The following is a 22462-nucleotide window of genomic DNA, read 5'->3' on the forward strand; positions in this document are numbered from 1 at the left end:
TTCGTTACCGGCAGTTGCCGTATGCGTTTCAGGCAGGCTGTCGACGTCCGTGGCCGGCTGCGACATGACCGGTCAGCCGCTCCCAGTTGCCGGACCCGATGGCGGCCTTCTCCTCGTGGGTGAACGGCGCTCGCTCGAGGAACGACCGGGCGACCCCGCCGCTGGTGTCCAGGAAGGGGAAGCCGCCGGGCCGCGTCCCGAAGGTGTACGGGTAGTCGGTCGAGTACAGCATGCGGCCGGTCCCGACGACCTCCGCCGTCCACCGCAGGTAACGCTCGCTCACCGTGCCGCTTCCCGCCACCCAGAAGTTCTGGCGGAAGTAGTCGGCCAGGGGGCGCTCCAGCTGGGCCATGCTCTGCAGGACCCCGATGTGGTCCAGGTAGAACAGGACGACCTCGCCCCAGTGCCCCGCGATCACCTGCAGCTCGGGGTGGCGGTCGAACACACCGGAGAAGATCATCCGCAGGTACTGCACGCCCAGGTCGTAGTACCAGCCCAGCCCGGCGGTCGCGAGCGCGGGGCCCACTCCGTTGGGCAGCCCTGAGTAGTACGCGTCCTGGACCGCCTGCACCGGGGTCTGCGGGTGGAAGTGCAGCGGCACCCGGAGCCGCTCGGCGGTGGCGTAGAGGTCGTCGAACTCCGGTGCGTCGGCCGGCTTGTCACCGGTGCGCCCGTACAGCATCGCGCCGCGGAAGCCGAGTTGGGTGACGGCGCGGTCCAATTCCGCCGCGGCGGCCTCGGGTGACGGCGTGGGGATGGCCGCGAGGGCCTGAAACCGTTCCGGGTTGGCGCGGACGATGTCGGCGAGCGCGTCGTTCGCCTCACGCGCGACGCTCACGGCGTCCGCTGCCGCGAGGTTCTGCACACCCGGTGCGGCCAGGGACAGCACGGCGACGTCCACGCCCTGATCGTCCATGTCGGCCAGGCGCTGCTCCCCGACGTCTCGCAGCCGCTGCGCGAACGGCGCGTCGCCGAAGCCGAGCTGCGGGATCTGCGGCACCCCCGCCCTCACCCATGCGTCGAGCACGACCGGCAGAGCCACGTGTTCCTCAAGGCCTACGATGCGCAACTTCTCTGACACGGATGCTCCCCTTGCCTCGGCTGTTTCCGATGATCCTTCACCGACGATATCACCGTTATCATCAGTGGAACCAGGATCCTGGTAACACTGATTCACGCCTGCTGGACCGGAGACCGGCGTCGCTTGCGCCGCGGCATTGGGCCGTGTCCGCCCCGCCCCTGTCGGCACCCGGTTTGGCCCGGTACGCCCCCGGGTACTGCGGTGCCTCGTCCGAGAGCGTTCGTCCATCGGGAGGCCCGCCATGTCCGCCCCCACCCGTCCCGTGTCCAAGGTGGCCGTGATCACCGGTGCCGACTCCGGCATCGGGCGCGCCACCGCAGTCCGTCTGGCCGAGGCGGGACTCGACATCGGTATCACCTGGCACACCGACCACAAGGGCGCCGAAGTGACCGCTGAAGAGGTTCGCGGCAAGGGGCGGCGGGCCGCCGTGGCCCAGATGGACCTCACCCGACTGCCCGCCGCCGCGGACACCATCGACGAACTGCGCGAGGAACTAGGTCGCCTCGACGTCCTGGTCAACAACGCCGGTACGGGCACGGCGGCGCCCTTCCTCGACCTGGAGCTGGACGACGTGCGCCGCGTCCTGGACGTCGACCTGGTCGGACCGTTCCTGTGTGGTCAGCGCGCGGCACGGTGGATGATCCGCCAGGGCGACGGCGGACGGATCGTCAACGTGACCTCCGTGCATGAACACCAGCCGCGCGTGGGCGCCGCCCCGTACTGCGCGGCCAAGGGTGGCCTCGGCCTGCTCACCCAGGTCATGGCGCTGGAGCTGGCCGAGCACGGCATCACCGTCAACGCCGTGGCACCCGGCGAGATCGCCACGCCCATGACCGGCCAGGAGGACACGGACGTGCACTCCGAGCGGCGACCCGGCATCCCGCTCGGGCGCCCGGGCGACGCCCGCGAGGTGGCGGCCGTGATCGCCTTCCTCGCCGGCCCCGACGCCTCGTACGTCACCGGAGCGTCCTGGAGCGTGGACGGCGGCATGCTGCGGATGGGGCCGATGGCAGGCTCACACCTGACCAGTGACGACTGGCGGCGCCCCTGAGCGGAGCGCCGTGCCAGGCCATGATCGCTGGTTGCCGCGTGCGCTTGCCGGCCGTCTGATCGGGGAGGTCTCTTCAGGCCGATGGCTTGGTGCCGGTGGCTCCCGGACTGTCCCGTTCGTCCTCAGCCCCATGTCGGATTCCGTCGACGTGAGCAACCTTCTTCAGGTAGCCGACGGGCCGCAGTGTGGGCAGGCGCTGGATCACCACCATGGCCGCGTCGTCGTCCAGGCGCCCGCCGACATGTGCGAGGACGTCTTCGCCGATGTGGTTCAGCAGTGCCTCGGGACCCAGGTCGGCCCACTGCGCGACGCGTTCTGCGAGCGGATAGAAGGAGCCGTCGGGAGCGCGCGCCTCGATCACACCGTCGGTGTAGAGCAGAAGCGTGTCGTCCCCTTCGAAGGTGAAGACGTCGGGAGAGGAGAAGGTTCTCGGCAGAGTGCACAACCCCAAAGGGGGCTGGGGTGGGCGGGCGTGCAGGGTGGTCACACCGTCCTTGCGCAGGAGCAGCGGAGGCGGGTGCCCGCAGTTGATCATCTGTGCCACCGGGGTGTCGTCCGGGGTGTGCAGCATCAGGACGGTGACGAAGTGTTCCTCCAGGTCATCCATCGTGGCGTGAGTGGAGTGAAGGGAGTACTCGCCCAGGTGCCTGCATATGCTGCCCTCCAGGCCCTCGGCGAGTCCGGTGACAGTGGCGTACTGATGAGCGGCCTCCCGGAAGGCGCCCATCAGGGCCGAGGCGTCGCTGATGGCTGGCAAACCGTTGCCCCGGACGTCGCCGATGATCAGACGCGTGGCGTTCTCGGTGCGCGTCACCGCGTACAGGTCCCCGCCGATATGTGCCTCGTCCTCGGCCGCCAGATAGCGCGAGGCGATGCGCAGCGGGCCCATACGATGAGGCAGCGGCCGTAGAACCGCCTGCTGCGTGGCCTCGGAGACCGACCGCACTCGCTGCAGTTGGTGGCTACGGCGGACACGCTGGCGGCAGTAGAACACGATGAGGAGGGACAGCAGCGCCAGGGCAGCGACCTGCACCGGGTGGTTCATCGAGAAGAAGTCACCGTGCACCAGGCCGATGATCAACTGGCACCCTACGGCCAGCATCCCCATCAGTGCCGTCAGCCTGGGGCCCCCGAAGGAGGCCGTGATCGCGGGCGCGGCCACCAGCAGGGGGCTGAGCTGCACACGGTCGGCGGCCCACGCGTCGGCGATGGTGATCAGCACCAAGCCAAGCAGGACGGCCACGAGCGCTGGGCTCGACTGCCGTGGCTGCCAGGGATCCGCAAGGCGCCGTCGAAGGCCCACAGCTCCACTATCCACCTCCCACCGTCTCGGTGCCGAAGGAGCTTTCGGCCGAGAGGGGCATGGTGACGGCGAGCTCAGTGACAGACTCTCCGGTACGGCATGCCAGGGCAGCGGTCGGTGAGACCGCCCGCCGCCTTACGACTGCGCAACCCGAACGCGAACCGCTGCACCGGCCCCGCCCCCAAATCCGCCGCCGACTCAGGACGCCCCGCCACGTCCCACCCCCTCGGACCGCCCAGCAGCCGTGACCGGTTTGCGCCGGAGTCCGTCCGGGCTGCCTCGCTACCCCGTTCACGCCTCGCGCGTCTCCGCGGCGGCGGCACGCGCGCTCCGCGGACATCCATGACCGGGCCAAGGGCGTGCATGACCCGTACTATCCAGGGCAGCCTTCTGCCGACGCGCTGGCTGTAGCCTCACCGATCGCTGTTTAGGGGAGACGTGACAGAGACCGTGGGGCCGACCGGCCCCGACAGGCTGTCGATCATCTGCACCACCATCGGCGGCATGCGCGTCATCACCCCGCGCGGCGAAGTCGACCACGACACCGCCGACAGCCTCCACCAGGCCCTGCTCTCCGCCGACCGCGCCCTCCCTCAGCGGACCGTGATCGACCTCGGTGCCGTCACGTTCATGGACTCCAGCGGCATCAACACCCTCATCGCCGCCCACCTCGCGCACAGCGGGGGCGGCTGGCTCCGTCTGGCCGGCCCGACCGAGCCGGTGCGGCGCGTATTGCAGATCGTCGGTCTCGACACCGTCATCGACTGCTATCCCACGCTCCACCAAGCCCTCGACGCCTGACGCCCCAAGAGACGCTGGGCGGGTCGGCAAGGGTCTTTCGCGCGCCGGCGCTCGGGTATCCGTCCTGGCTCTCCGGCGCTCACCCGGCGCCTGAACGCCCCGCGGCCCCGTCCCTCGTCGAGGCGGCACTGGGCGGAGGAGCGGGGAGCCGCTGGTCCTCCTCGTCCACCGTCAGCTCGACACCGCGGGCGAGGTCTGCCAGCAGGTTGTAGACGAACGCGCACAGGGTTGCCAGCGCCGTGGTCAACGCCACCTGGACAACCGCGATGTGGGCGGCGACGAGGAGCGTCCAGCCCAGCGGCAGCCGCGGTACCGTACCGATCGGGCTGATCGCGGTGATCACGCTCAGCACCGGCCACAGCACGACCACTGTCACGATCATGCAGAGGCCCAGACCGAGCGACACCAGGAAGCTCGTCGTCATCACCGACCAGGGGTCGGCCCCCAATACCCGAAGCCGCGCAGCGCGCCGATCCTGCCGGTACGGCGGGCTGTCCGGTCCCGACGGGTCGCGCGTTTGATACTGCGTCACCTGCTGGCGCGGCGACGCGGCCGTGCCAGCAGGTGACGCGGTCTGCACGGCGCGACGGCACCCGGCCCGTGTGTCTCCCGGGTGGCGGCCGGAAGCACCTGAAGGTCCCGGCTCGGCCGGGGTGCCGGTGCGCCGCCCGCCGGCGGCACCGGCACCGCCGGCGCCCTTGCTCGCGCTCACGGATGCCTCCTCGTACCAGACGGAACCGGCCTTCCCACAAGGCCGTGACCTCAGGAGGCCTCCGCGACTCCCTCCCCGCCGGCGGGATGTCCGACGGCCCGCTCGTCACCACGCACGGCGGTCAGGCCGCGTCCCGCGAGTGTCGCGATGCCGAAGTCGGGGGGGTGGCAGGTGCTCGCCACCGGCGGAGAAGTTCTTCCAGGGCAGCCATCCGCCGCGGATGCCGTGCGCGATGATCCGCACGGTGCCGAAGGTGACACCGAAGGAGATCCACATCACCACCAACGACCGCTGTACCGGGGTGAGATGCCGATCCGCCGCCTGACGCCACCGTTGGACGAGCGGCGGCCGTGCCCGGCGCCTGCGCCGCGCGGGTTCAGATCTCATGGACAAACGACCTCCCACGCCGACCGGGCACCTGCGGACGGCCGGTGACGCCCGGTGTGGTTCCCCACTGGTGTGCGATTCCGACGCTATGCGCGACACCGTGGCTACGCATCCCGGACGGCTCCGCCGGCAGAACGCGGCCTTCGTCGGCAGAACAGCGTGTGACTCCCGAACCGCGGTTTCGGGAGTCACGGATGCTGCTCGGGAAGCTGCGGACAGCCGGACGGCACCGCCGTCTCACCGGGTACGGCCGCCGCATGGATGACCACCGCCGACGTCAGCGCCGGGCGGCCGTCATCAGCTTGGCGAACGAGGCCATGCAGAGGGGACAGTGACCTGCCCCTTCCGCACCCGACGCCTCGATACGTTCAGCAAGTTGCTGCCCGCACAAGGTGGCGGTGGCCTGCTTGGCCATGACGTGCCACACCAAGGCTTCGCCCGGTCCCTCAGGGCCTACACACATCTCATACATGATCGGCCTCCCCATGTTGGACGCCTTTCATATCCAGGAGACCCCGCACAGGCTGTAGGCACAGAGTCACAGAGGGCCAGTCGGGTGACACCTGCCCGCACGGCGCCGACGGCCTCCGCCCCGGGACCCGGCGCGCCTGCCTCACCGGCGCCCATCGCTCAGATCTCAGCCTCTTGGGCCCCGGTACCGGACCGGGACATGTGCGGTCTCGTGAACACGCGGTCCCCCTCTGCGAATTCGGAGCCGAGCCGTGCTCCGGCAGTGCTCCGGGGGCGGCCGGAGCACGGCCGTAGGGGGGCGTCACGGGACGCGGCGTACGGCGTCGTCCCGAGCATCGGAGTTCCGGGCCAGTCACACCGCCTGACTCAGCGCGGTCGTCACCGCGGTCGTGATCGGCCCTGGATAGGGCTGGACGACGGCGCCCGCCACCAGAATGGTCGGCGTGCCGCGCACCCCTCGCTCATACGCTCGCGCGGTGACGTACGGCGGCCAGTCGAGATGGGCGCCGTCGCGTACGCAGGCCGCGAAGGAGTCGGTGAGACCCACTGGCTCGCCCAGAGCGATCAGCTCGTCGTCGGTGAGCCCCGGTCCGCCCTCCGGCGGCTGGTTGGCGAAGAGCGCGTAGTGGTACTCCATGAACCTGCCACCATCGGCCGCGCACCCGGAAGCCGCCGCGGCACGGGTGGAGTAGCGGTTCGTGGACATCGCGTCGAGGATGGCCACGGGATGGTAGACGGCAGTGATCCGGCCGCTGCTGATGAGGGCGTCCACCACCGGTCCTGACATCTCCGCGAACATACGGCAATACGGGCACTGGAAGTCGACATACGCATCGAGGACGACCGGCCCGTCACCGATGACGACGCCGTCGCCTTCCTCGTTGGCGAACGCCGGCGGGTTGGCCGGCCTGAGGCTTGCTTGCGAATCCATGGGCTCCTCCTCGCACCTACGGACCGTCGGCGGCGTCGGCAGCCGATGCCGGCCACCCCGGCGGCACACCTGATGAGACGGGTACCCCCGCGCCAGGGCCTGTCGCGCTGGGCGGCCCGGCCGGGGATACCCGGGCGCGGGCGTCCGCGTCCGGCGGCCCCGAGACGGTCACGGCCGGACGTTGTCGAGGTGGAGGCGGGACGGGTCGCGGGTGACACGCTGCGGGGTACGACGCGGGTGACACGCTGTGGAGGTATGACCGACGGAGGGTGACCAGGCCGCGCAACTGCTCCTCGCGCCATGCCCGGTCGGCCACGCGGCGGCAACGCCTCAGGCGTTGGCGGGTAGCGGGCGCCTGGCTCTGGCCAGCAGGGCCTGTGGTGCGGGGTCGGCCTGGAGACCGGGGAGCAGCAGCAGCCAGAAGTTCGCCAGGCGGTCCTCGATCAGCACCCGGTCGTCGAGGGCGTCGGAGACGGTGTGCAGGCCGAAGAAGGCGGCGACCAGGGTGGGGGCATCGCGGCTGGGCTCCGCGTGGGGGGCGAGGTCTCCTTCGGCGCATGCCCGGTCGAGCATCCCCTCCACGGTGGCGATCCAGTCCACGAACGGCGGAGGCATTTCGACGGCGATGGATCTGCGCTCGGCCCAAAGACGGGCGCCCGCGCGGACGAGGACGTCGTCGCGGAATGCGCGGGCGACCGTGAAGCTCAGGCGTACCAGCTTCGCCAAGGCTGGTTCGGAGGCGGCTTCATGGTGCGCGATCATTGCGGGCCAGGTTGCGAAGTGGGCGTTCACCACGGCAAGGGCGAGGTGTTCCTTGTTCGTGTAGTGGAAGTAGATCGCTCCACTGGTGCGGCCGGATCGTTCGCTGATGTCACTGATACTGGTCGCCGCGTATCCCTGTTCGAAGAACAGATGAGCCGCCGCCTTGAGTACGACTTTGCGGGTTTCTTCTGCCCGATCCTGCACGTGTGTTCCCTTGTCTGTCGGTGGGCCACGAGAAGGAATGTAGCCGTCCAGCTGCGACGGCACGAGGACCGCGCATGCGAAACCGACAACAGTCTTATTAGCTATATTTCATGGACTCTGGCCGGCGTATGCGGGATGCACAGGATGCATCCGCCGGGCCTGCCCGCGGCCCTTCCACCGCCCGCTTGTCGTCCTTGAGTTGGTCCAGGACCGTCGAGCGCGAGTGGGTGCACCGGACCTCGGTGGCCGAGGTCCTGCTGACGGACGTCCACCCCTGTGGGCCCCTGGCCTTCCGGGCCGCGGCGGCGTGGCCCCGCTCGCATCCCACCTTCCCTCGTGGACGTGACGACCGGCACAGCCCGTGGATGGTCGTCGAGACCCTGCGCCAGCTCGGCATCTACATCCCGCTGCGCCACTTCGGCGTACCGTCCACGGCCCGCTTCCTGATCAGGGAGGTGTCCTTCGATCTCGACGTCACCGCGGAACCAAGGGCACCCCACGGGGCGAGTGAGATCACCTGCCTGGTGTCGGTCGGAGGCATCCGCACCGACCGGAGCGCGAACACCGTGACCGGACTGCGGATGTGGGTGGACTTCCTCGCCGGAGGCCGCACGTTCGCGCACGCGGCCGGCGGTGCGCGTTTCCTGGACGCCGGGCGTTACGCGGCACTTCGGTCCGGCGCCGCCTCGGCCGTGGCGGCCGGCCGACGCCCGCGCCCGGAACCGGCCCTGCTGGGACTCGAGTCGACGGCGGACGTCGTCATCTCCCTGACGGGCGACGGCCTCGTGGTGGACCCCGCCGATCCCCGCCATCCCTTTCTCTTCGACCACAGCACGGATCACGTGCCCGGCATGGTCTTGCTGGAGGCGGCGCGGCAGGCGATCGCCCTGCGCAGCGGAGGCCGTCTGGTTCGACCGGTCTCCGGGCGCATGAGGGCCTTGCACTTCACCGAACACACACCACCCGCCGTCATCGACTGTTCCGCGTACGGCCTTACCTGCATCTTCCGTATGTGGCAGGGCGACGAGCAGACCGCCGGAGGTGTGCTGCGCTATCACTGAGGCGTCACCCACACGTGCGTATTGCGGTGGCAAATCCCCACGGGCGCCAGGATTGAGCGTAGCGTTCATTATGTTTCTGGTTCCGGATGCGCCAGGACCGCCGCAATACGCGGTATGTGACCACTGCATGCGTGAATCGGCCATGCCTGGCCCGCGATTCGCGCTTTTCCTCAGTAAAGGGATTCAGCAGGCGCGCCGGAACCCCTGACCGGCGGACCGCGCCGCCTCTTCGGCAGTTCCGTCCTGCACCAGAACGGCAAGCACATGACAGCCCATCGTATTTTCGACTGGACCCCACAAGCCGTTGTCTTCGACTGCGACGGCACCCTGGTGGACTCCGAACGGCACTGGCAACAGGCACGCGACATCGTTCTGCGCGAGAACGGAGTCGCACCCGACCCGGAGTTCGCGGAACGCAGCAAGGGCCTGCACTACACCGAGTGCGGAGCCCTCATGGCGCGCCTCGCCGGCACACCGGACGCCGACGAGGAGATGACCCAGCAGCTCCTGGCGAGGTTTCGCGCACTCGTCGCGCAGGACCCGGTGGCGGTTCGCGGAGCGCAGGCCCTGGTGAGAACCCTGAGTAGGCGGGCACCACTGGCCGTGGCCAGCAACTGCCCTGCGGACGTGGTGGAGTTCTGCCTCAAGGCGGTGGGCATGAGACACCACTTCCGGCATGTCGTCGTGCCTGAGCCGGGGGTACTGCCCAAACCACGTCCCGACGCCTACGTCGAGGCCGCGCGGCGCCTGGGCGTGGACTGCGGCAACGCCCTGGCCGTGGAGGACTCCGTCAACGGCCTGAAGGCCGCCGTCAATGCGGGTCTGCGGGTGATCGGGGTGGGCCGAGAGCCCAGCCGTGAGGCCGTCGCCCTTGCCGATCTGTGGGTGGACTCGCTGGACGACCCGCAACTGGTGGCCTGGGCCGAGAGCCGGCCACCCATCACGGCTCGGCGGGAGGACGCCGACCACCCGCGTTCCGCTTCGGCGCACCCGATGGTGCCCAGGCAGGCGAACCGGGCCCAGTCCGGGACCCGAGCCACTCCCTGACCGTACCGGCCCGCGGTCGCGCCCCGGCCCTCGTACGTCACCTGCCCGCAGGAGAGCTCACGTCTTCGTGGGTGATGTCGGGCCGTCCCCGGTCCGGAAGGCCGGCCTGACCGGCGCGGCTCGTCCTTCGCACAGCGGTGGCGCCGCTCTGCCCGGGCGCCGCCCTACCAGAAGTGCCGTCGGCCGAAGACCGCGTGTCCGAGGGAGCCGAGGAGGAACAGAATGGCCCCGATGACGACCAGGATGATCCCGATCGTCCAGAGGATGGCTATCTTCGCGACGAAGCCGACGATGAGCAGGATGATCCCTAGGATGATCATGGTGGCCTCCTGACGATGTCTGTTTCCGAAGCCGTCCATGTGGCGGGCGAACAGTCGGTGAGTGATGGCGATGAATCGATGCCGGCCGATCCCTGTCAGGCCCCGGCGCCCCGGGGATGACGGCTGTCCGAGAGCAGTTCCTCGAACAGGGCTCGGTAGTGAACCATGGCGTTGCGCATCTGCTCGGTGGTCGCCTTCCGCTGGGTACCGAGCTCCTCGATCTCGTGGGCCGCACGATAGTGCTCCAGCGTCCGGCCGTGCTCGACCGACAGATCCTTCAGCTGTTCCTCGAAGCCTTCTGTCGGGTAGCCGCGCTCCCGCATCAGAGAGGTCACCAGACGGTCGGCGTCATGTACGGCGTCCTCGGGCCGGTCCACGAACTCCTCTTGCACACTGGACCATTCCCGTGTGTACCGGTCCCGGACGCTGCTGGCCAGCGGCTTGATCTCCAGGGCGTCATGCCGCTTCTCCCGGTCCATGAGCTCGCGCTCCGCGGCCCGGCGGCCACCGGCCTCCTCCACGGACCGCTCGTACTCCGGGCCGAAACGCTCACGAAGGCGACGGCGCCGCATGAGGAGAGCGGTCCCCACTGCGATCAAGGCAATCACCACCACAACGGGAATGATGATCGCCAGAAGTGTCCCGCTTGTCATCGGGCCTGACCCCCTAAGTAATGCCCGATAAATCCTAATTTCGGAGTTCCCGGCCGAGTGTGTCCCAAACCAACGGCTCGGAGGTACGGAGGTAGGGCAGCGTGGCACGGCCGCCGCTGCCCGCGGCTCCGCCCCCGCGACGGGCCCCGCTCAGGCGGCCCGGGCCGCGCCGAAGCGGTCGTCGACAAGGCGGGACGCCCAGCGGCGCAGCGCCTCCTCCACCGGCGGGTGGCTCAGCCCGGCCCCCTGGGCGAGACGGTCGGCGGACCGCGTGTCGTACCGCTCCTCGGAGAGGAAGGAGAACGTCTCGGGGTCGGCTCCGGTGAGCGAGCGGGGCAGACGGCGAACCAGCCACACCGGTACGACCCGGCGGGGCACGGGCACCCCCAGGTGCCGGGCGAGTGAGGCGACCAGGTCGGGCAGGAGCGGCGTCGCCGGGTCGAGCACGGTGTGCAATCGCACCGGGCCCCGGTCGTACTCCGGGACGGCGGCCAGGAAGCGGGCCAGGTGGTCGACCGTGACCACCGGCACGAAGGTACGTCGGTTGCCGGGCACGGCAGGCAGCCGACGCGACCACAACTGCTCCACCAGGTCGGCCAGACCGATGTACTGGCCTGCCTCACCGGTGACCGAGTGCCCGATCACCGTGCTCGGGTTGACCACCGTCAACGGCACACCGGACTCCGGGGCGATGACACGCACGGCCGCGTCCGCCTCGGCCTTGGCCGCCTCGTAGGCGCCGAGCCGGGAGTACAGGGCACGGGCCTGCGCTGCGGGCAGGGGGTAGCGCGGCTCGGCGCGACCCACGCGGTAGCCGGACACATGGACCAGGCGGCGCAGCCCGGGGCGGGTCGCCGCCCAGTGGACGGTGTGCACGGCGCCGTCCACGTTGGCGGCGCGGGCCTCGTCTACGGTCAGACCGAAGCGATAGAGCCCTGCCGCGTTGTAGACGTCCCGGACATCGGCCAGCAGGGCGTCGTCTCCTGGGCCGAGACCGAGGCCCGGAGCGGTGTCGGCTCCCACCGTGGTCATGGCGCGGTCGTCGGCACCGCGCGAGCGGAGCCACTGACGGAGCTCCCCGTCCCTTCGGCTGCCGCCACGGACGGCGGCGGCGACAGGCAGGCCCTGGGCGAGAAGTTGCCGTAGGAGCCAACGGCCGATGAAGCCGGTGGCTCCCAGGACGAGGGATTGGGGCCGTGTCTGCATGAGGACTCCTGATAATTAGACCGATCTACATATTTCTGGTCCCGCTCCTGCGCCCAAACCACCGAAGGCGGGAGGCGGGATGCGGGAGGCACGCGAGACGGGAGACGGGAGACGGGAACAGTGCCGACGTCAACCGTCGGCGAGCAGCAACTCCACCGTGCGCGCAGCCTGGTCCAGAGGAAGCCGGCTGTGCCGCACGCGGGCCAGCAGCAGGGCGCCCTCGAGCTGGGCGAGGACGGCGCCTGCCGCCGCCTCCGCCGCTGCCGGCGTACGCCCCTCCTCGACCAGCAGGTCGGCGAGAGTCCGCTGCCAGACGTCGTACGCCTCGGCGCAGATACGGCGCAGCTCCTCATGCCCGCCCGCTGTCTCCAGAGCCACCGTCGCGAGCGGGCAGCCCTTGGCGTAGCCGGAGCGCTCCATCCGGTCGGCCAGGACGGTCAGCAGCCAGTGCACGGCGGCCACGGCATCGAGCTGTTCCTTGCCCGCCGAGGCGATGAGCTCGCCGATCTCGTGGCTCGCCTCGGCCAACGCCGCCGCGACCAATTGGTCCTTGCCGGCCGGGAAGTGGAAGTAGAGGGAGCCGCGCGGTGCGCCACTCTCGGCCAGCACCTGATTCAGCCCCGTACCGAAATAGCCCTGCGCCTCGACCAGCACGCGTGTGGCCGCGATCAGCCGGGCCCGGGTCTCGTCTCCCTTGGCTCCCATAGCCCAGACAATAGACCGATCTACATATTGTCCGCCACCCGAGAGGGCGCCTGCCGATCACCGGCCGGGCCAGACATGAATCATCACTCATATGGACATGGATTTCATTACCATCTACGGTGGGGGCATCGATACGACGTACCACAGGAGGTGGTGGGCCGTGGGCGGCCGGACGACCCGGCAACGGATGGCGGTCATGCGTGTGCTGTCGGGCTGCCAGGACTTCGTGTCCGCCCAGGAGTTGCACGGGCTGCTGGTAGGCGGTGATCATTCGATCGGCCTGACCACCGTGTACCGTGCGCTGCGTGAACTGGAGGCGGAGGGGGGCGTGGACGTCGTGCGCGACGAGGCGGGCGGCGGTCGGCTCTACCGGCTGCGCCCCGCCGACGGGCACCGCCACTATCTGATGTGCCGCGACTGCGGGCGAAGCCGCCCCGTGGACTCCGATGTCGTGGAGCACTGGGCCGGACGCATCGCCGCCGACACCGGCTTCACCGCGGTCGAGCACACCGTCGAACTCACCGGCATCTGCGCCGAGTGCCGGTTGGGCGGGGACGAAGGAGAACTGTCATGCCAGTGGGATCGCGCCCTGGACGCCCCGGGCCGAGCCCGCGGCTGCGCGAGTTGAGGGAGGCCGCGCGCGCCGTGCACTGTTTCGACGACACCACCGTCGTGGTCCGTCAGCCTGTATCCGTCCGCGTCTCGCGGGCCCAGGGGGCAGGTGGACCGGCCCAGTCCGAGGGTACGAAGACGACGGTCCACGCCCCTGTCGGCTCGGGGGTCGCAGCGCCGGTCCGCCCCGGTCCATCGCCCCGCCAAGGCCAGGTGCCGACGTGCCGCGTGCGCTCTCGGGCGGCGCTGTGAACTCCGTGATACGGGCCGCGCACCGGCCCTGCACGCTCGTGGTGTGCCGGGGCTGCTGCTGTGGCAACCCGCGCAAGTTCCCCGGCACCGACCACGCGTGGCAACTCGACCGGCTGCGGGCCGCCGCGAAGGACTCCGGTGGTCGGTTCACCGTCCGTACGACGGACTGTCTCGGCCCCTGCGACCAGGCCAACGTCATCGTCGTCCAGCCCTCGGCCGCCGGGCGCCGGGCCGGGGCCCGGGCCGTCTGGATCGGCTTCGCGATGGACGACGACTGCACGGACGACCTGCTGCGGTGGGTGTCGGCGGGCGGCCCGGGCGTCGCCGAGCCGCCTGCCACGCTCTCGTTGCAGTTCATTCGCCCACCGCGCGAGGCCCGCGCCCGGGCACGCGGGTGACGGCAACGGCGACGGCCGGGCCGTCGCCGCCGCTCGGCCCGTCGACGCAGGAGCCGAGGCCGGTGATCGGTCACCGGGGCCGGAGGCCGATGCTGTCTCGGGGCGTCAACGCCGTTGCCGGGCGCGGTCGATGCCGTACGCCCGACGTCCAGGCGAGAGTCGCCGCGTACACCGCGGTTGCCGTCGCCATGATGGCGAAGCTGGGCGGCAGTGCGGGAACCGCGTAGCTGAGCACGAGTCCGGTCCACAGTTCGGCGACCGCGAGCCCGGCCGACAGCGGCAGGGCGCGGTAAGGGCGGTCGGTGAGCCGGTGCGCGGCTCCGGCCGGGGCGGCGAGGAGGCCGAGGAGCAGCAGGGAGCCGACGGCCTGGGTGGCCTCGGCCGCGCAGACGCCGACGAGGACCAGGAAGGCGATGCCCACCGTCCGTACCGGTACCCCTCGCGCGGCGGCCACCGCCTCGTCCACGGACGCGAACAGCAGGGGCCGGCCCAGCACCAGCACGGCAGCACAGAGGGCTGCGGCCACCGCGGCGGCGGTCCACGCCTGCCCGCTCGACAGGCCGAAGACGGACCCGAACAACACGCTCACCCCCGCGGTGCCGTGTGCGGCGCTGCGCGAGGTCGTGTACAGGGTGAGGAAGAAGGCGCCCAGGCCCAGCAGCCAGGAGAAGACGCCGCCGATGGCCACGTCGTCGGCCCTCCCCCGGCGCCCGAGCGACCCGATCACCACCGCCACCACGACGGTGGCCGTGAACAGTCCGAGGCGCAGATCGACACCGGCGGCCAGTGCGGCCAGCGACCCGGTGAACGCGACATGGCCGAGCGCGTCGCCGGTGAAGACCTGGGCCCGCAGCACCAGGAAGTAGCCCACGAGTCCCGCCGCCGGCGCGATCCCGGTTCCCGCGATGAGGGCGTGCACGAAGAAGGGGTGCTCGAACGCGCTCACAGGACACTCCTGACCACCCGGCCGAGCCGGACCACGACGTAGACGGCGAAGGCGAAGCTCGTCACGTAGAACCCGATCGGATACGGCGAGTAGTACGCCGCCACGAGCGCGCCCCAGGTGACCGCGACGGCGATCAGCACGGTTGCCGCCAGGCTCACCAGCGGCCGTGCCGTCAGCAGTTGGGCGCTCGCCGCCGGCATCACCAGCAGGGCGAACACCAGCAGCGCCCCCGTGATCTGGCCCGCGCACGCGGTGGCCACCCCCAGCAGCACCAGGAACAGGCACGACAGTACCCGGACGGGAACCCCGCGCGCTGCGGCGACTTCGGCGTCGACCGAGGCGAACAGCAGTGGCCGCCCGATCACCGCCAGCACGCCCAGCGCCGCGGCGGCGACCAGGCCGAGCACGACCACCTGGACGTCGGTGATGCCCAGGAAGCTGCCGAACAGGAGGGAGTCGACCCCACCGAGGAAGCCCCTGTACAGAGCGACGAAGAGATAGCCGCAGGCGAGCAGGAACGCCTGGACGGTGCCGGTGAGCGCCGCGTCCTGCCCCGCCTGCCGCCGGGGCACGGTGGTCAGGACGAGGGCCGCGACCACGCAGAACGTGAAGTATCCGACGAGCGTGCCGATGCCGAGCAGCGTGGCGAGGGCGGCGCCCGGGAAGCCGACCGTGGCGAGGGTGTGTCCCGCGAAGCTCTGCCGGCGCAGCACCATGAACCAGCCCATGGCGGCTGCCACCACGGCCACGATCGTGCCCGCACGGAAGGCGTTGACCATGAACGGGAACGACCACAGTTCCCGGATGACGCTCACGAGGCGTGCCGATCGCTGTGACGGGCGGGTGGTTCGGGGGCGCCCACCACGACCAGTCGGCCGTCGCCGGCGCGCAGCACCTCGACCGGGACGCCGTACAGCCGCGTCAACGTCTGCGTCGTGATGACCTCTTCGGGCCGCCCCGCGGCGACTCCGCCCTCGGCGATGTACACGACGCGGTCCAGCCAGGGCAGGATCGGGTTGACGTCGTGGGCGACCATGACGACGCTCATTCGCCGCTCGCGGCAGATCCGGCCGACGAGCGCCGCCACGGCACCCTGGTGGGACAGGTCGAGGCTGTCGAGCGGTTCGTCGAGGAGCAGCAACTGCGGCTGTCGTACGAGTGCTTGGGCGATCAGCAGCCGCTGCTGCTCGCCGCCGGAGCAGGCGCCGATCGGCCGGTGGGCATAGCCGGACGCGTCGACGAGTTCGATGACGTCGGTGAGCCGGTCCCGCTGCTGTCGTCGTCGCGCGCTGAGGCGAGCGGGCCATGGGAGGGGGACGCCCCACCGGTCGCCGTCCAGACCGAGCCGTACGACGTCGATGCCGCGGATCCGCAACGAGGTGTCGAAGCTGCGGCGCTGTGGCAGATAGCCGACGCGGTCGCCGGCCCGGCCCGGCTGCTCCCCCAGCACCCGCACCTCGCCGCTGGCCGGCGCCACCGTGCCGAGCAGCATCTTCACCAGGGTGGACTTGCCGACTCCGTTCGGGCCGAGCACGGCCACGAACTCGCCCGCGCCGAGGTCGAGATCCACGTCCGACCACAGGGTGCGGCCGCCCACGCGGGCGGAGGCTCGCCGCAGGGAGACGACCGGCGTCTGGGACCGGTCGGACTCCGACCGCGGCTCGGGGACTTGGGCCGCGGGGACTCGGGGACGCACGGCCTTGGACACCATCACTTGCCCATCGCCTCGGCCAACGCCTTCTTCAGCTCGCGCAACTGTCGTACCTGCCAGTCCTGGAACGAGGCTCCGGCCGGCGTGAGCGTCTCGGTGACGGTGGCCACCGGAATGCCCTTGGCCTTCGCTTCCCTCACCTGAGCCTGCACGTCCGGTGTGGAGTTCTGGCTGTTGTAGACGTAGATCTTGATCTTCTTGTCCTGGAGCTGCCGGTCGATGGTGGCCTTGTCCCCGGCCGTCGGATCGGTGCCCTCGCTGATCGCCTCCAGGAAGGAGGCCGGGGTGAGCATCTTCAGGCCGAGCCCGTCGGACAGTGGGGTGACGATGGACTCCGAGGCACCGATGGGTGTACCGGCATAGGTCTTCCTGATGCTCGACATCAGGTCGTTGTAGGCGGCCAGGGTCGTGTCCTCGAAGCTCTTCCTGCGTGTGTCGAAGTACGCGGCGTGCCCCGGGTCGATCTTCTTGTAGTCGGCGGTGATCCTCTCGATGACCTTGTGCACATCGTCCGGGGAGTACCAGCGGTGGGGGTTGCCGCCGGGCTTGATACCGACCAGGTCGCCGACCTTCAGGTCGACGCGGTCCGAACCGGGGTTGGCAGACAACAGCTTGTCGGCCCAGGCGTCGTAGCCGATTCCGTTGACGATCGCGTACCGCGCGGTGGCCACCGTACGGCCGTCGGCCGCGGTCGGCTCGTAGGCGTGGGGGTCGGAGTTCGGGTTCGTGATGACGCTCTTGACGGATACCCGGCTGCCGCCCAGCTGTTGGGCGATGGAGCCCCAGAAGTTCTCCGCGGCCACCACCCGGATCGGGCCGTCCGACGACTTCGCGGTCTGTGAGGACGCCTTCGTCGAGCAGGCGCTCGCACCGCTGCCCAGCAGAACGGCCGCGAGGGCATAGCAGGTACGGCGGGACAGGGCGGGGCGCATGGCGGGGTCTCCTTCTGGAAGTGTGCCGGGCCGCTCTCGGCGCGCCGGGCACTGGCGTCGGACACCCACAGCCTAAATGAACATGATTTTCAAAACCATATCTAGGCGCCGCTTACTGAAAACCATTGCCGCTTCTTGACGCGGGACCCAGCGAGCTGGGCCGCGTCCGGTCGGTCGGAAGCCGTGCGGATCGTGGTTCGGAGTCAGCCCCCCACGTGCCCTGCGGGCTCCCGGCTGCCCTCCGGAAGCGTCTGCTCGGCCCAGATCACCTTGCCCTGGGGCGTGTACCGGGTGCCCCAGCGCTCGGCCATCTGCGACACCAGGAACAGGCCCCGCCCTCCCTCGTCGGTCGTGGTCGCGTACCGCAGATGCGGCGAGGTGCTGCTGCCGTCGGCCACCTCGCAGATCAGCGTGCGGTCGCGGATCAGCCGCACATGGATCGGCTCGGAGCCGTAACGGATGGCGTTGGTGACGAGCTCGCTCAGGACGAGTTCCATGACGAAGCCGAGCTCCGACAGGCCCCACTCGTCCAGCTTGTCGGACACGGCGACGCGCATCGCGCCGACGGCGGCCGGGTCGAGCGGTACGTCCCAGTCGGCGACACGGTCCGGCGACAGCGCCCGGGTGCGTGCGATGAGCAGGGCGACGTCGTCCTTGGGCCGCTCGGGCAGCAGGTCTTCCAGCACGGCCCGGCAGCTGTCCTCCGGCCCCCGGTCCGGGTGTCCCGCAAGGGCATCGCGCAGCAGTTCCATCCCCACGTCCAGGTCGCGTCTGCGGTCCTCGATGAGGCCGTCGGTGTAGAGGACGAGCTGGGTACCCTCCGCGAGTTCCACCTCCTCCGTCTGGAACGGCATGCCGCCCAGGCCGAGCGGCGGCCCGGTCGGCAGATCGGGGTAGTTCACGCTTCCGTCGGGATGGACCACCGCGGGCGCCAAGTGCCCGGCCGCCGCCATGGCGCAGCGGCGTGTGACGGGGTCGTAGATCGCGTACAGACAGGTGGCACCCACGACGCCCGCGTCCGCATCCGAGCTCGCCTCGTCCTGGTCGATGCGGCCGACCAGGTCGTCCAGATGACTCAGCAGCTCGTCGGGCGGCAGGTCGAGCGTGGAGAAGTTGTGCACGGCGGTCCGCAGTCGCCCCATCGTGGCGGCCGCGTGGAGCCCGTGTCCGACCACGTCGCCGACGGCCAGCGCCACCCGGCTCCCGGACAGGGGAATCACGTCGAACCAGTCTCCGCTCACGCCCGACTGGGCGGGCAGGTAGCGGTAGCAGACGTCGAAGGCGCTCTGCTCGGGCAGGGCCCGCGGCAGCAGGCTGCGCTGGAGGGTCACCGCCAGGGCGTGCTCACGGGTGTACCGGCGGGCGTTGTCGATGCTGACCGCGGCGCGGGCCACCAGCTCCTCCGCCAGGGACAGCTCCTCCTCGTCGAAGGCGTTGTGCTGCTTGGAGCGCCAGAAGTTGGCCATGCCCAGCACCACACCGCCGGCCTGGATGGGGGCGGCGATGAGCGAGTGGATGCCGTAGTCCAAGATCTTCTTGGTGCGCTCGGGGTCCTGCGCCTGCCAGCCGGTGGCGGTCGACAGATCGGTCACCAGCTCGGAGCGGCCGGTGCCGAAGCCACGCGCCTGGGGCGTGGACGGCAGGAAGTCGATCAGCCGGCCCTTCTCGTAGAGCGGATGGTCGTCCCGGACGCCACAGACGGCGGTGCGACGCAGGTCCGTCGCGGTGCGAGCGGGCTCCTCGCCGTGCAGCACGGCGTCGGCCAGGTCCACGGTGACGAAGTCGGCGAAGCGAGGCACGGCGACCTGCGCCAGTTCCTCGGCGGTACGGCCCACGTCGAGGGTGGTTCCGACGCTCAGTCCGGCGTCGTACAGCAGCTTGAGCCGCTCGCGTGCGACCTCGGCCCTGCCGGAGATCACCTGCAGCTCGGTGGAGTCGCGCAGCGTCACCACGCTTCCCTTGGGGCCTCCGTCGCGGTCGGTGGGCCGCTGGTTGACCGCGAGAAGCCGTTCCCCGGCGAAGTGCACCTCGTCGGTGGCCTCGCGCCCGGAGACGAGTAGCGCCACCGTCTCGGGGTCGAGGCCCGACAGCTGTGTCACCGGCCGCCCCTCGGCGTCCGGGGGCAGCTCCAGCAGCCGTCTGGCCTCGTCGTTCGCCAGGAGCAGCCGCCCGTCGCCCCCGACGATGAGCACGCCTTCGCGCACCGAGTGCAGCACCGCGTCGTGGTGGTCGTACATGCGGGTCATCTCGTCGGGGGCGAGGCGGTGGGTCTGGCGTTGCAGACGCCTGCCCACCAGGGCCGTCCCGCCGGTGGACACGGCGAGCGCTCCCGCCCCGGCGGCCAGGATGATCGGTATCTGCCGGTTCACCTGGGTGCTGACGTTCTTGACCTTCATCCCGGCGGAGACGAGCGCGACCACCTTGCCGCCGCCGTTCTTGATGGGGACGGTGGCCTGTACCTCGTGGCCGAGCGGGCCGTGGACGCTCTCCGTGTAGACGTTTCCCGCCAGCGACGGCCCGATGTTCCCCACGAACCGCTTCCCGATCCGCCCGGGGATGGGGTGGGTGTAGCGGATGCCCTTGGTGTCCATCACCACGATGAAGTCGACACCCGCGGCCTTGCGCCCGGCCTCTGTGAGCGGTTGGAGCTCCTTCGACGGCTCGGGGGTCTGCAGCGCCGCCAGGATGCCGGGAGCGTGCGCGAAGGTCTGTGCGACGGCTATGGAGCGGCGTTTGGCCTCGGCACTGGTGTCCCGCTCCGACTGCAGGACGAGGGCGAAGACGGCGCCGGCGACGAGCAGCACCACCAGCGCCACCTGCAGCACGAACACCTGCCCGGCAACGCTTCGCGGGCTCTTTCCAGCCAGCGACCGCAGTGATATGCGCCGAAGTCTGGCGAAAGGGTTCGCCATGGAACATTTCTAGCACAGTGATCCCACAGGGCCATGGCGGGGCCCTTCGGACGATCTCCACGGACCGTCCTTCTGCGTCATCAGTGCACATCGGCCACTATTTCGAGGGCACGAACGCTCTGCGGCCGGTGGCCACGGCATCGGCGGCGGCCGCTGGGGTGTCGGCCGTGGATGCGCCTCGGGAAACGAGATGGTCGCGTCCGGCACGGTGCCTCCTTCGGCGCTCCGGACGGTGCCGCGCCGGTCCGCGTGGCCCGAGTGGGCGAGGTCGACCCCGACCTGATCGCGGAGGACGACCTCACCCGCCGTCTGGGTCGGAGGTGCGCTGCTCGGCTCCGGTGGGCGACCCCGCCCTCCGCGACTCCCGGCCGGCTTCCTGCGCCGCGACGACCGTGCGGTCGAGCGGAAGAAGGCCGGTCTGATGCGGCGGCGCGGTGGTCGGCGGTCAGTCGCGTTCGCGCCGGTAGGCCGCGAGGAGGAAGAGCCAGATCTCGCTGACGGTCGGGAAACAGGCGACCGCGTGCCTCAACCGCTTGAGCGGGACCTCGCCGGCGACCGCGACGGTCGCCGAGTGCAGCAGTTCGCTGACCCCCGGGCCGACGAAGGTCACGCCGAGCAGCACTTCCCGGTCGAGGTCGACCACCAGCCGGGCGTGGCCCTGGTAGCCGTCGGCGTACAGGTTCGCGCCCTGGGCGGCGTCGAAGTCGACGTCGACGGTCGTGACCCGGTGCCCGGCCCGGGCCGCCTGATCGGCGGTCAGGCCCACCGCGGCCGCCTCGGGGTCGGTGAAGAAGACCTGGGGTACGGCGTGCTGGTCGGCGGTGGTGGCGTGATCGCCCCACGGGGCGTCGTCGACCGGCAGACCCGCGGCACGGGCGCCGATGGCGTCGCCCGCGGTCCGGCCCTGGTACTTGCCCTGGTGGGTGAGGAGCGCGCGGTGGTTGACGTCGCCGAGGGCGTACAGCCACTGGCCGTCCACGCCGCGAACCAGGCAGGTGGTGTCCACGTCCAGCCAGGAGCCCGGAGTGAGCCCGACCGTGTCCAGGCCGATGTCGTCGGTGTTGGGGAGCCGGCCGGTGGCGAACATGACCTCGTCCGCCTCCAGTTCGCTGCCGTCGCCGAGGACGAGGGTGACGGGGCGTTGTGGGTCCGGTCGGCGCAGGGCGGTCACCTGTGCGCCGATCCGCACGTCCACGCCCGCCTCGGTCAGGCCACGGGCGACCAGGTCTCCCGCGAAGGATTCCATACGGGGGACCAGGTGGCGCCGGGCCAGCAGGGTGACCTGGGAGCCGAGGCCCTGCCAGAGGGTGGCCATCTCGACCCCGACCCCGCCGCCGCCGACGATGGCGAGCCGGCCGGGCACGGTGCTGGAGTCGGTGCCGTGCCGGTTCGTCCAGGGGCGGGCCTCCTCCATGCCCGGGATGTCCGGCAGGGCCGGCCGGCTCCCGGTGGCGACGGCCACCGCATGCCGCGCGGTGAGGGTGTGGCGTGCCCCGTCCTGTCTGGTGACCGTGACACGGCGGGGACCGTCGATCCTGCCGTGGCCGCGGTACAGGTCGGCGCCGATGGACTTGACCCACCGGGCCTGGCCGCTGTCGTCCCAGTCGGTGACGTAGTGGTTGCGGCGCGAGAAGACCCGGTCCGTGTCGAGGCGGCCGGTGACGGCCTGCCGGGCGCCGTCCACCCGGCAGGCGTCGGCGACGGCGATGACCGGCCGCAGCAGCGCCTTGCTGGGGACGCAGGCCCAGTAGGAGCATTCGCCGCCGACGAGTTCGCGCTCCACGACGGCTACGGTGAGGCCGGCGGCGCGGGCGTGCTCGGCGACGTTCTGGCCGACCGGACCGGCGCCCAGCACGACCACGTCATAGGTGGCGCTTCCCTGGCTTTCGCGTGTTTCGCTCATTCTCTCTCTCGCATCACGATCGGGGCCGGTCATCAGGCGCCCCCGGTGAACTGGCTCCGGGGAAGCCGTGACATGGCGGACTCCAGTGGTCGGCGTTCCCG

At 70.6% G+C, this 22462-nt stretch carries 22 protein-coding genes; 6 read left to right on the forward strand and 16 right to left on the reverse strand.

Translation table 11 applies throughout. From position 1 onward, the window contains the following. Positions 1–28: 28 nt before the first annotated feature. Positions 29–1081 carry an amidohydrolase family protein gene (locus tag ASC56_RS00850; RefSeq protein WP_055489165.1) on the reverse strand — a complete coding sequence of 351 codons (1053 nt, stop codon included), beginning with the start codon at positions 1079–1081 and terminating at the stop codon, positions 29–31. A 241-nt stretch (positions 1082–1322) separates the two neighbouring features. Here ASC56_RS00850 and ASC56_RS00855 point away from each other — a divergent pair, with 241 nt between their 5' ends. Then, positions 1323–2132, forward strand: a complete 810-nt coding sequence (locus tag ASC56_RS00855) for an SDR family oxidoreductase (RefSeq protein WP_055489166.1) — start codon at positions 1323–1325, stop codon at positions 2130–2132. 73 nt (positions 2133–2205) lie between these two features. Here the strand turns inward: ASC56_RS00855 and ASC56_RS00860 are convergent, their stop codons facing one another. Then, complete coding sequence (locus tag ASC56_RS00860; RefSeq protein WP_063784900.1) at positions 2206–3375, reverse strand: PP2C family protein-serine/threonine phosphatase; 1170 nt, start codon at positions 3373–3375, stop codon at positions 2206–2208. A 498-nt stretch (positions 3376–3873) separates the two neighbouring features. On the opposite strand from ASC56_RS00860, the gene ASC56_RS00865 reads away from it, so the two are divergent. After that, on the forward strand, positions 3874–4236 hold the full coding sequence (locus ASC56_RS00865; protein WP_234376798.1) for an STAS domain-containing protein: 363 nt from the start codon (positions 3874–3876) through the stop codon (positions 4234–4236). A 79-nt stretch (positions 4237–4315) separates the two neighbouring features. On the opposite strand, the gene ASC56_RS00870 is transcribed toward ASC56_RS00865, so the two are convergent. The 4 genes from ASC56_RS00870 to ASC56_RS00885 all read right to left on the reverse strand — a co-directional run bounded on the left by ASC56_RS00870 (position 4316) and on the right by ASC56_RS00885 (position 7703). Next, positions 4316–4948 carry a DUF3566 domain-containing protein gene (locus tag ASC56_RS00870; protein WP_371330014.1) on the reverse strand — a complete coding sequence of 211 codons (633 nt, stop codon included), beginning with the start codon at positions 4946–4948 and terminating at the stop codon, positions 4316–4318. Positions 4949–5612: 664 nt separating this feature from the next. After that, positions 5613–5750, reverse strand: a complete 138-nt coding sequence (locus ASC56_RS00875) for a hypothetical protein (RefSeq protein ID WP_234376800.1) — start codon at positions 5748–5750, stop codon at positions 5613–5615. A gap of 408 nt (positions 5751–6158) precedes the next feature. After that, the gene (locus tag ASC56_RS00880) at positions 6159–6737 is read right to left on the reverse strand and encodes a thioredoxin domain-containing protein (protein ID WP_055489169.1); all 579 of its coding nucleotides are present in this window, start codon (positions 6735–6737) and stop codon (positions 6159–6161) included. A 330-nt stretch (positions 6738–7067) separates the two neighbouring features. Beyond that, the gene (locus ASC56_RS00885) at positions 7068–7703 is read right to left on the reverse strand and encodes a ScbR family autoregulator-binding transcription factor (protein ID WP_055489170.1); all 636 of its coding nucleotides are present in this window, start codon (positions 7701–7703) and stop codon (positions 7068–7070) included. A gap of 194 nt (positions 7704–7897) precedes the next feature. On the opposite strand from ASC56_RS00885, the gene ASC56_RS00890 reads away from it, so the two are divergent. After that, positions 7898–8764, forward strand: a complete 867-nt coding sequence (locus ASC56_RS00890; RefSeq protein WP_234376801.1) for a ScbA/BarX family gamma-butyrolactone biosynthesis protein — start codon at positions 7898–7900, stop codon at positions 8762–8764. Between the two features lie 264 nt (positions 8765–9028). Continuing rightward, on the forward strand, positions 9029–9811 hold the full coding sequence (locus tag ASC56_RS00895; protein ID WP_063784901.1) for an HAD family phosphatase: 783 nt from the start codon (positions 9029–9031) through the stop codon (positions 9809–9811). A gap of 164 nt (positions 9812–9975) precedes the next feature. Here ASC56_RS00895 and ASC56_RS41045 read toward each other — a convergent pair whose 3' ends face one another. The 4 genes from ASC56_RS41045 to ASC56_RS00910 all read right to left on the reverse strand — a co-directional run bounded on the left by ASC56_RS41045 (position 9976) and on the right by ASC56_RS00910 (position 12695). Continuing rightward, complete coding sequence (locus ASC56_RS41045) at positions 9976–10131, reverse strand: DUF6131 family protein (protein ID WP_199835850.1); 156 nt, start codon at positions 10129–10131, stop codon at positions 9976–9978. 95 nt (positions 10132–10226) lie between these two features. Then, complete coding sequence (locus tag ASC56_RS00900; RefSeq protein ID WP_055489172.1) at positions 10227–10784, reverse strand: hypothetical protein; 558 nt, start codon at positions 10782–10784, stop codon at positions 10227–10229. A 150-nt stretch (positions 10785–10934) separates the two neighbouring features. After that, positions 10935–11990, reverse strand: a complete 1056-nt coding sequence (locus tag ASC56_RS00905) for an SDR family oxidoreductase (protein ID WP_055489173.1) — start codon at positions 11988–11990, stop codon at positions 10935–10937. Between the two features lie 129 nt (positions 11991–12119). Then, positions 12120–12695 carry a TetR/AcrR family transcriptional regulator gene (locus ASC56_RS00910; RefSeq protein WP_055489174.1) on the reverse strand — a complete coding sequence of 192 codons (576 nt, stop codon included), beginning with the start codon at positions 12693–12695 and terminating at the stop codon, positions 12120–12122. Positions 12696–12792: 97 nt separating this feature from the next. Between ASC56_RS00910 and ASC56_RS00915 the strand changes: the two genes are divergently transcribed. After that, the gene (locus ASC56_RS00915; protein WP_079102251.1) at positions 12793–13323 is read left to right on the forward strand and encodes a Fur family transcriptional regulator; all 531 of its coding nucleotides are present in this window, start codon (positions 12793–12795) and stop codon (positions 13321–13323) included. A 205-nt stretch (positions 13324–13528) separates the two neighbouring features. Next, on the forward strand, positions 13529–13957 hold the full coding sequence (locus ASC56_RS00920) for a (2Fe-2S) ferredoxin domain-containing protein (RefSeq protein WP_234376802.1): 429 nt from the start codon (positions 13529–13531) through the stop codon (positions 13955–13957). 70 nt (positions 13958–14027) lie between these two features. Here ASC56_RS00920 and ASC56_RS00925 read toward each other — a convergent pair whose 3' ends face one another. From ASC56_RS00925 to ASC56_RS00950, 6 genes are all read right to left on the reverse strand, one after another. Continuing rightward, positions 14028–14903 (reverse strand): metal ABC transporter permease, encoded by an 876-nt coding sequence (locus tag ASC56_RS00925; RefSeq protein ID WP_055489175.1) that lies wholly within the window; start codon positions 14901–14903, stop codon positions 14028–14030. After that, positions 14900–15718 (reverse strand): metal ABC transporter permease, encoded by an 819-nt coding sequence (locus tag ASC56_RS00930; protein WP_055489176.1) that lies wholly within the window; start codon positions 15716–15718, stop codon positions 14900–14902. Before ASC56_RS00930 ends, ASC56_RS00925 begins: the two co-directional genes overlap by 4 nt. Continuing rightward, positions 15715–16599 carry a metal ABC transporter ATP-binding protein gene (locus ASC56_RS00935; RefSeq protein ID WP_234376803.1) on the reverse strand — a complete coding sequence of 295 codons (885 nt, stop codon included), beginning with the start codon at positions 16597–16599 and terminating at the stop codon, positions 15715–15717. Before ASC56_RS00935 ends, ASC56_RS00930 begins: the two co-directional genes overlap by 4 nt. Before the next feature lie 14 nt (positions 16600–16613). Beyond that, complete coding sequence (locus ASC56_RS00940; RefSeq protein WP_055489177.1) at positions 16614–17546, reverse strand: metal ABC transporter solute-binding protein, Zn/Mn family; 933 nt, start codon at positions 17544–17546, stop codon at positions 16614–16616. A 203-nt stretch (positions 17547–17749) separates the two neighbouring features. After that, entirely contained in the window at positions 17750–20458 is a 2709-nt protein-coding gene (locus ASC56_RS00945) for a SpoIIE family protein phosphatase (RefSeq protein WP_079102210.1), read from the reverse strand. Between the two features lie 445 nt (positions 20459–20903). Beyond that, positions 20904–22361 (reverse strand): NAD(P)/FAD-dependent oxidoreductase, encoded by a 1458-nt coding sequence (locus ASC56_RS00950; RefSeq protein WP_055489178.1) that lies wholly within the window; start codon positions 22359–22361, stop codon positions 20904–20906. Positions 22362–22462 lie beyond the last annotated feature (101 nt).

The organism is Streptomyces sp. TP-A0356 (assembly GCF_001417775.1).
Classification (GTDB): domain Bacteria; phylum Actinomycetota; class Actinomycetes; order Streptomycetales; family Streptomycetaceae; genus Streptomyces.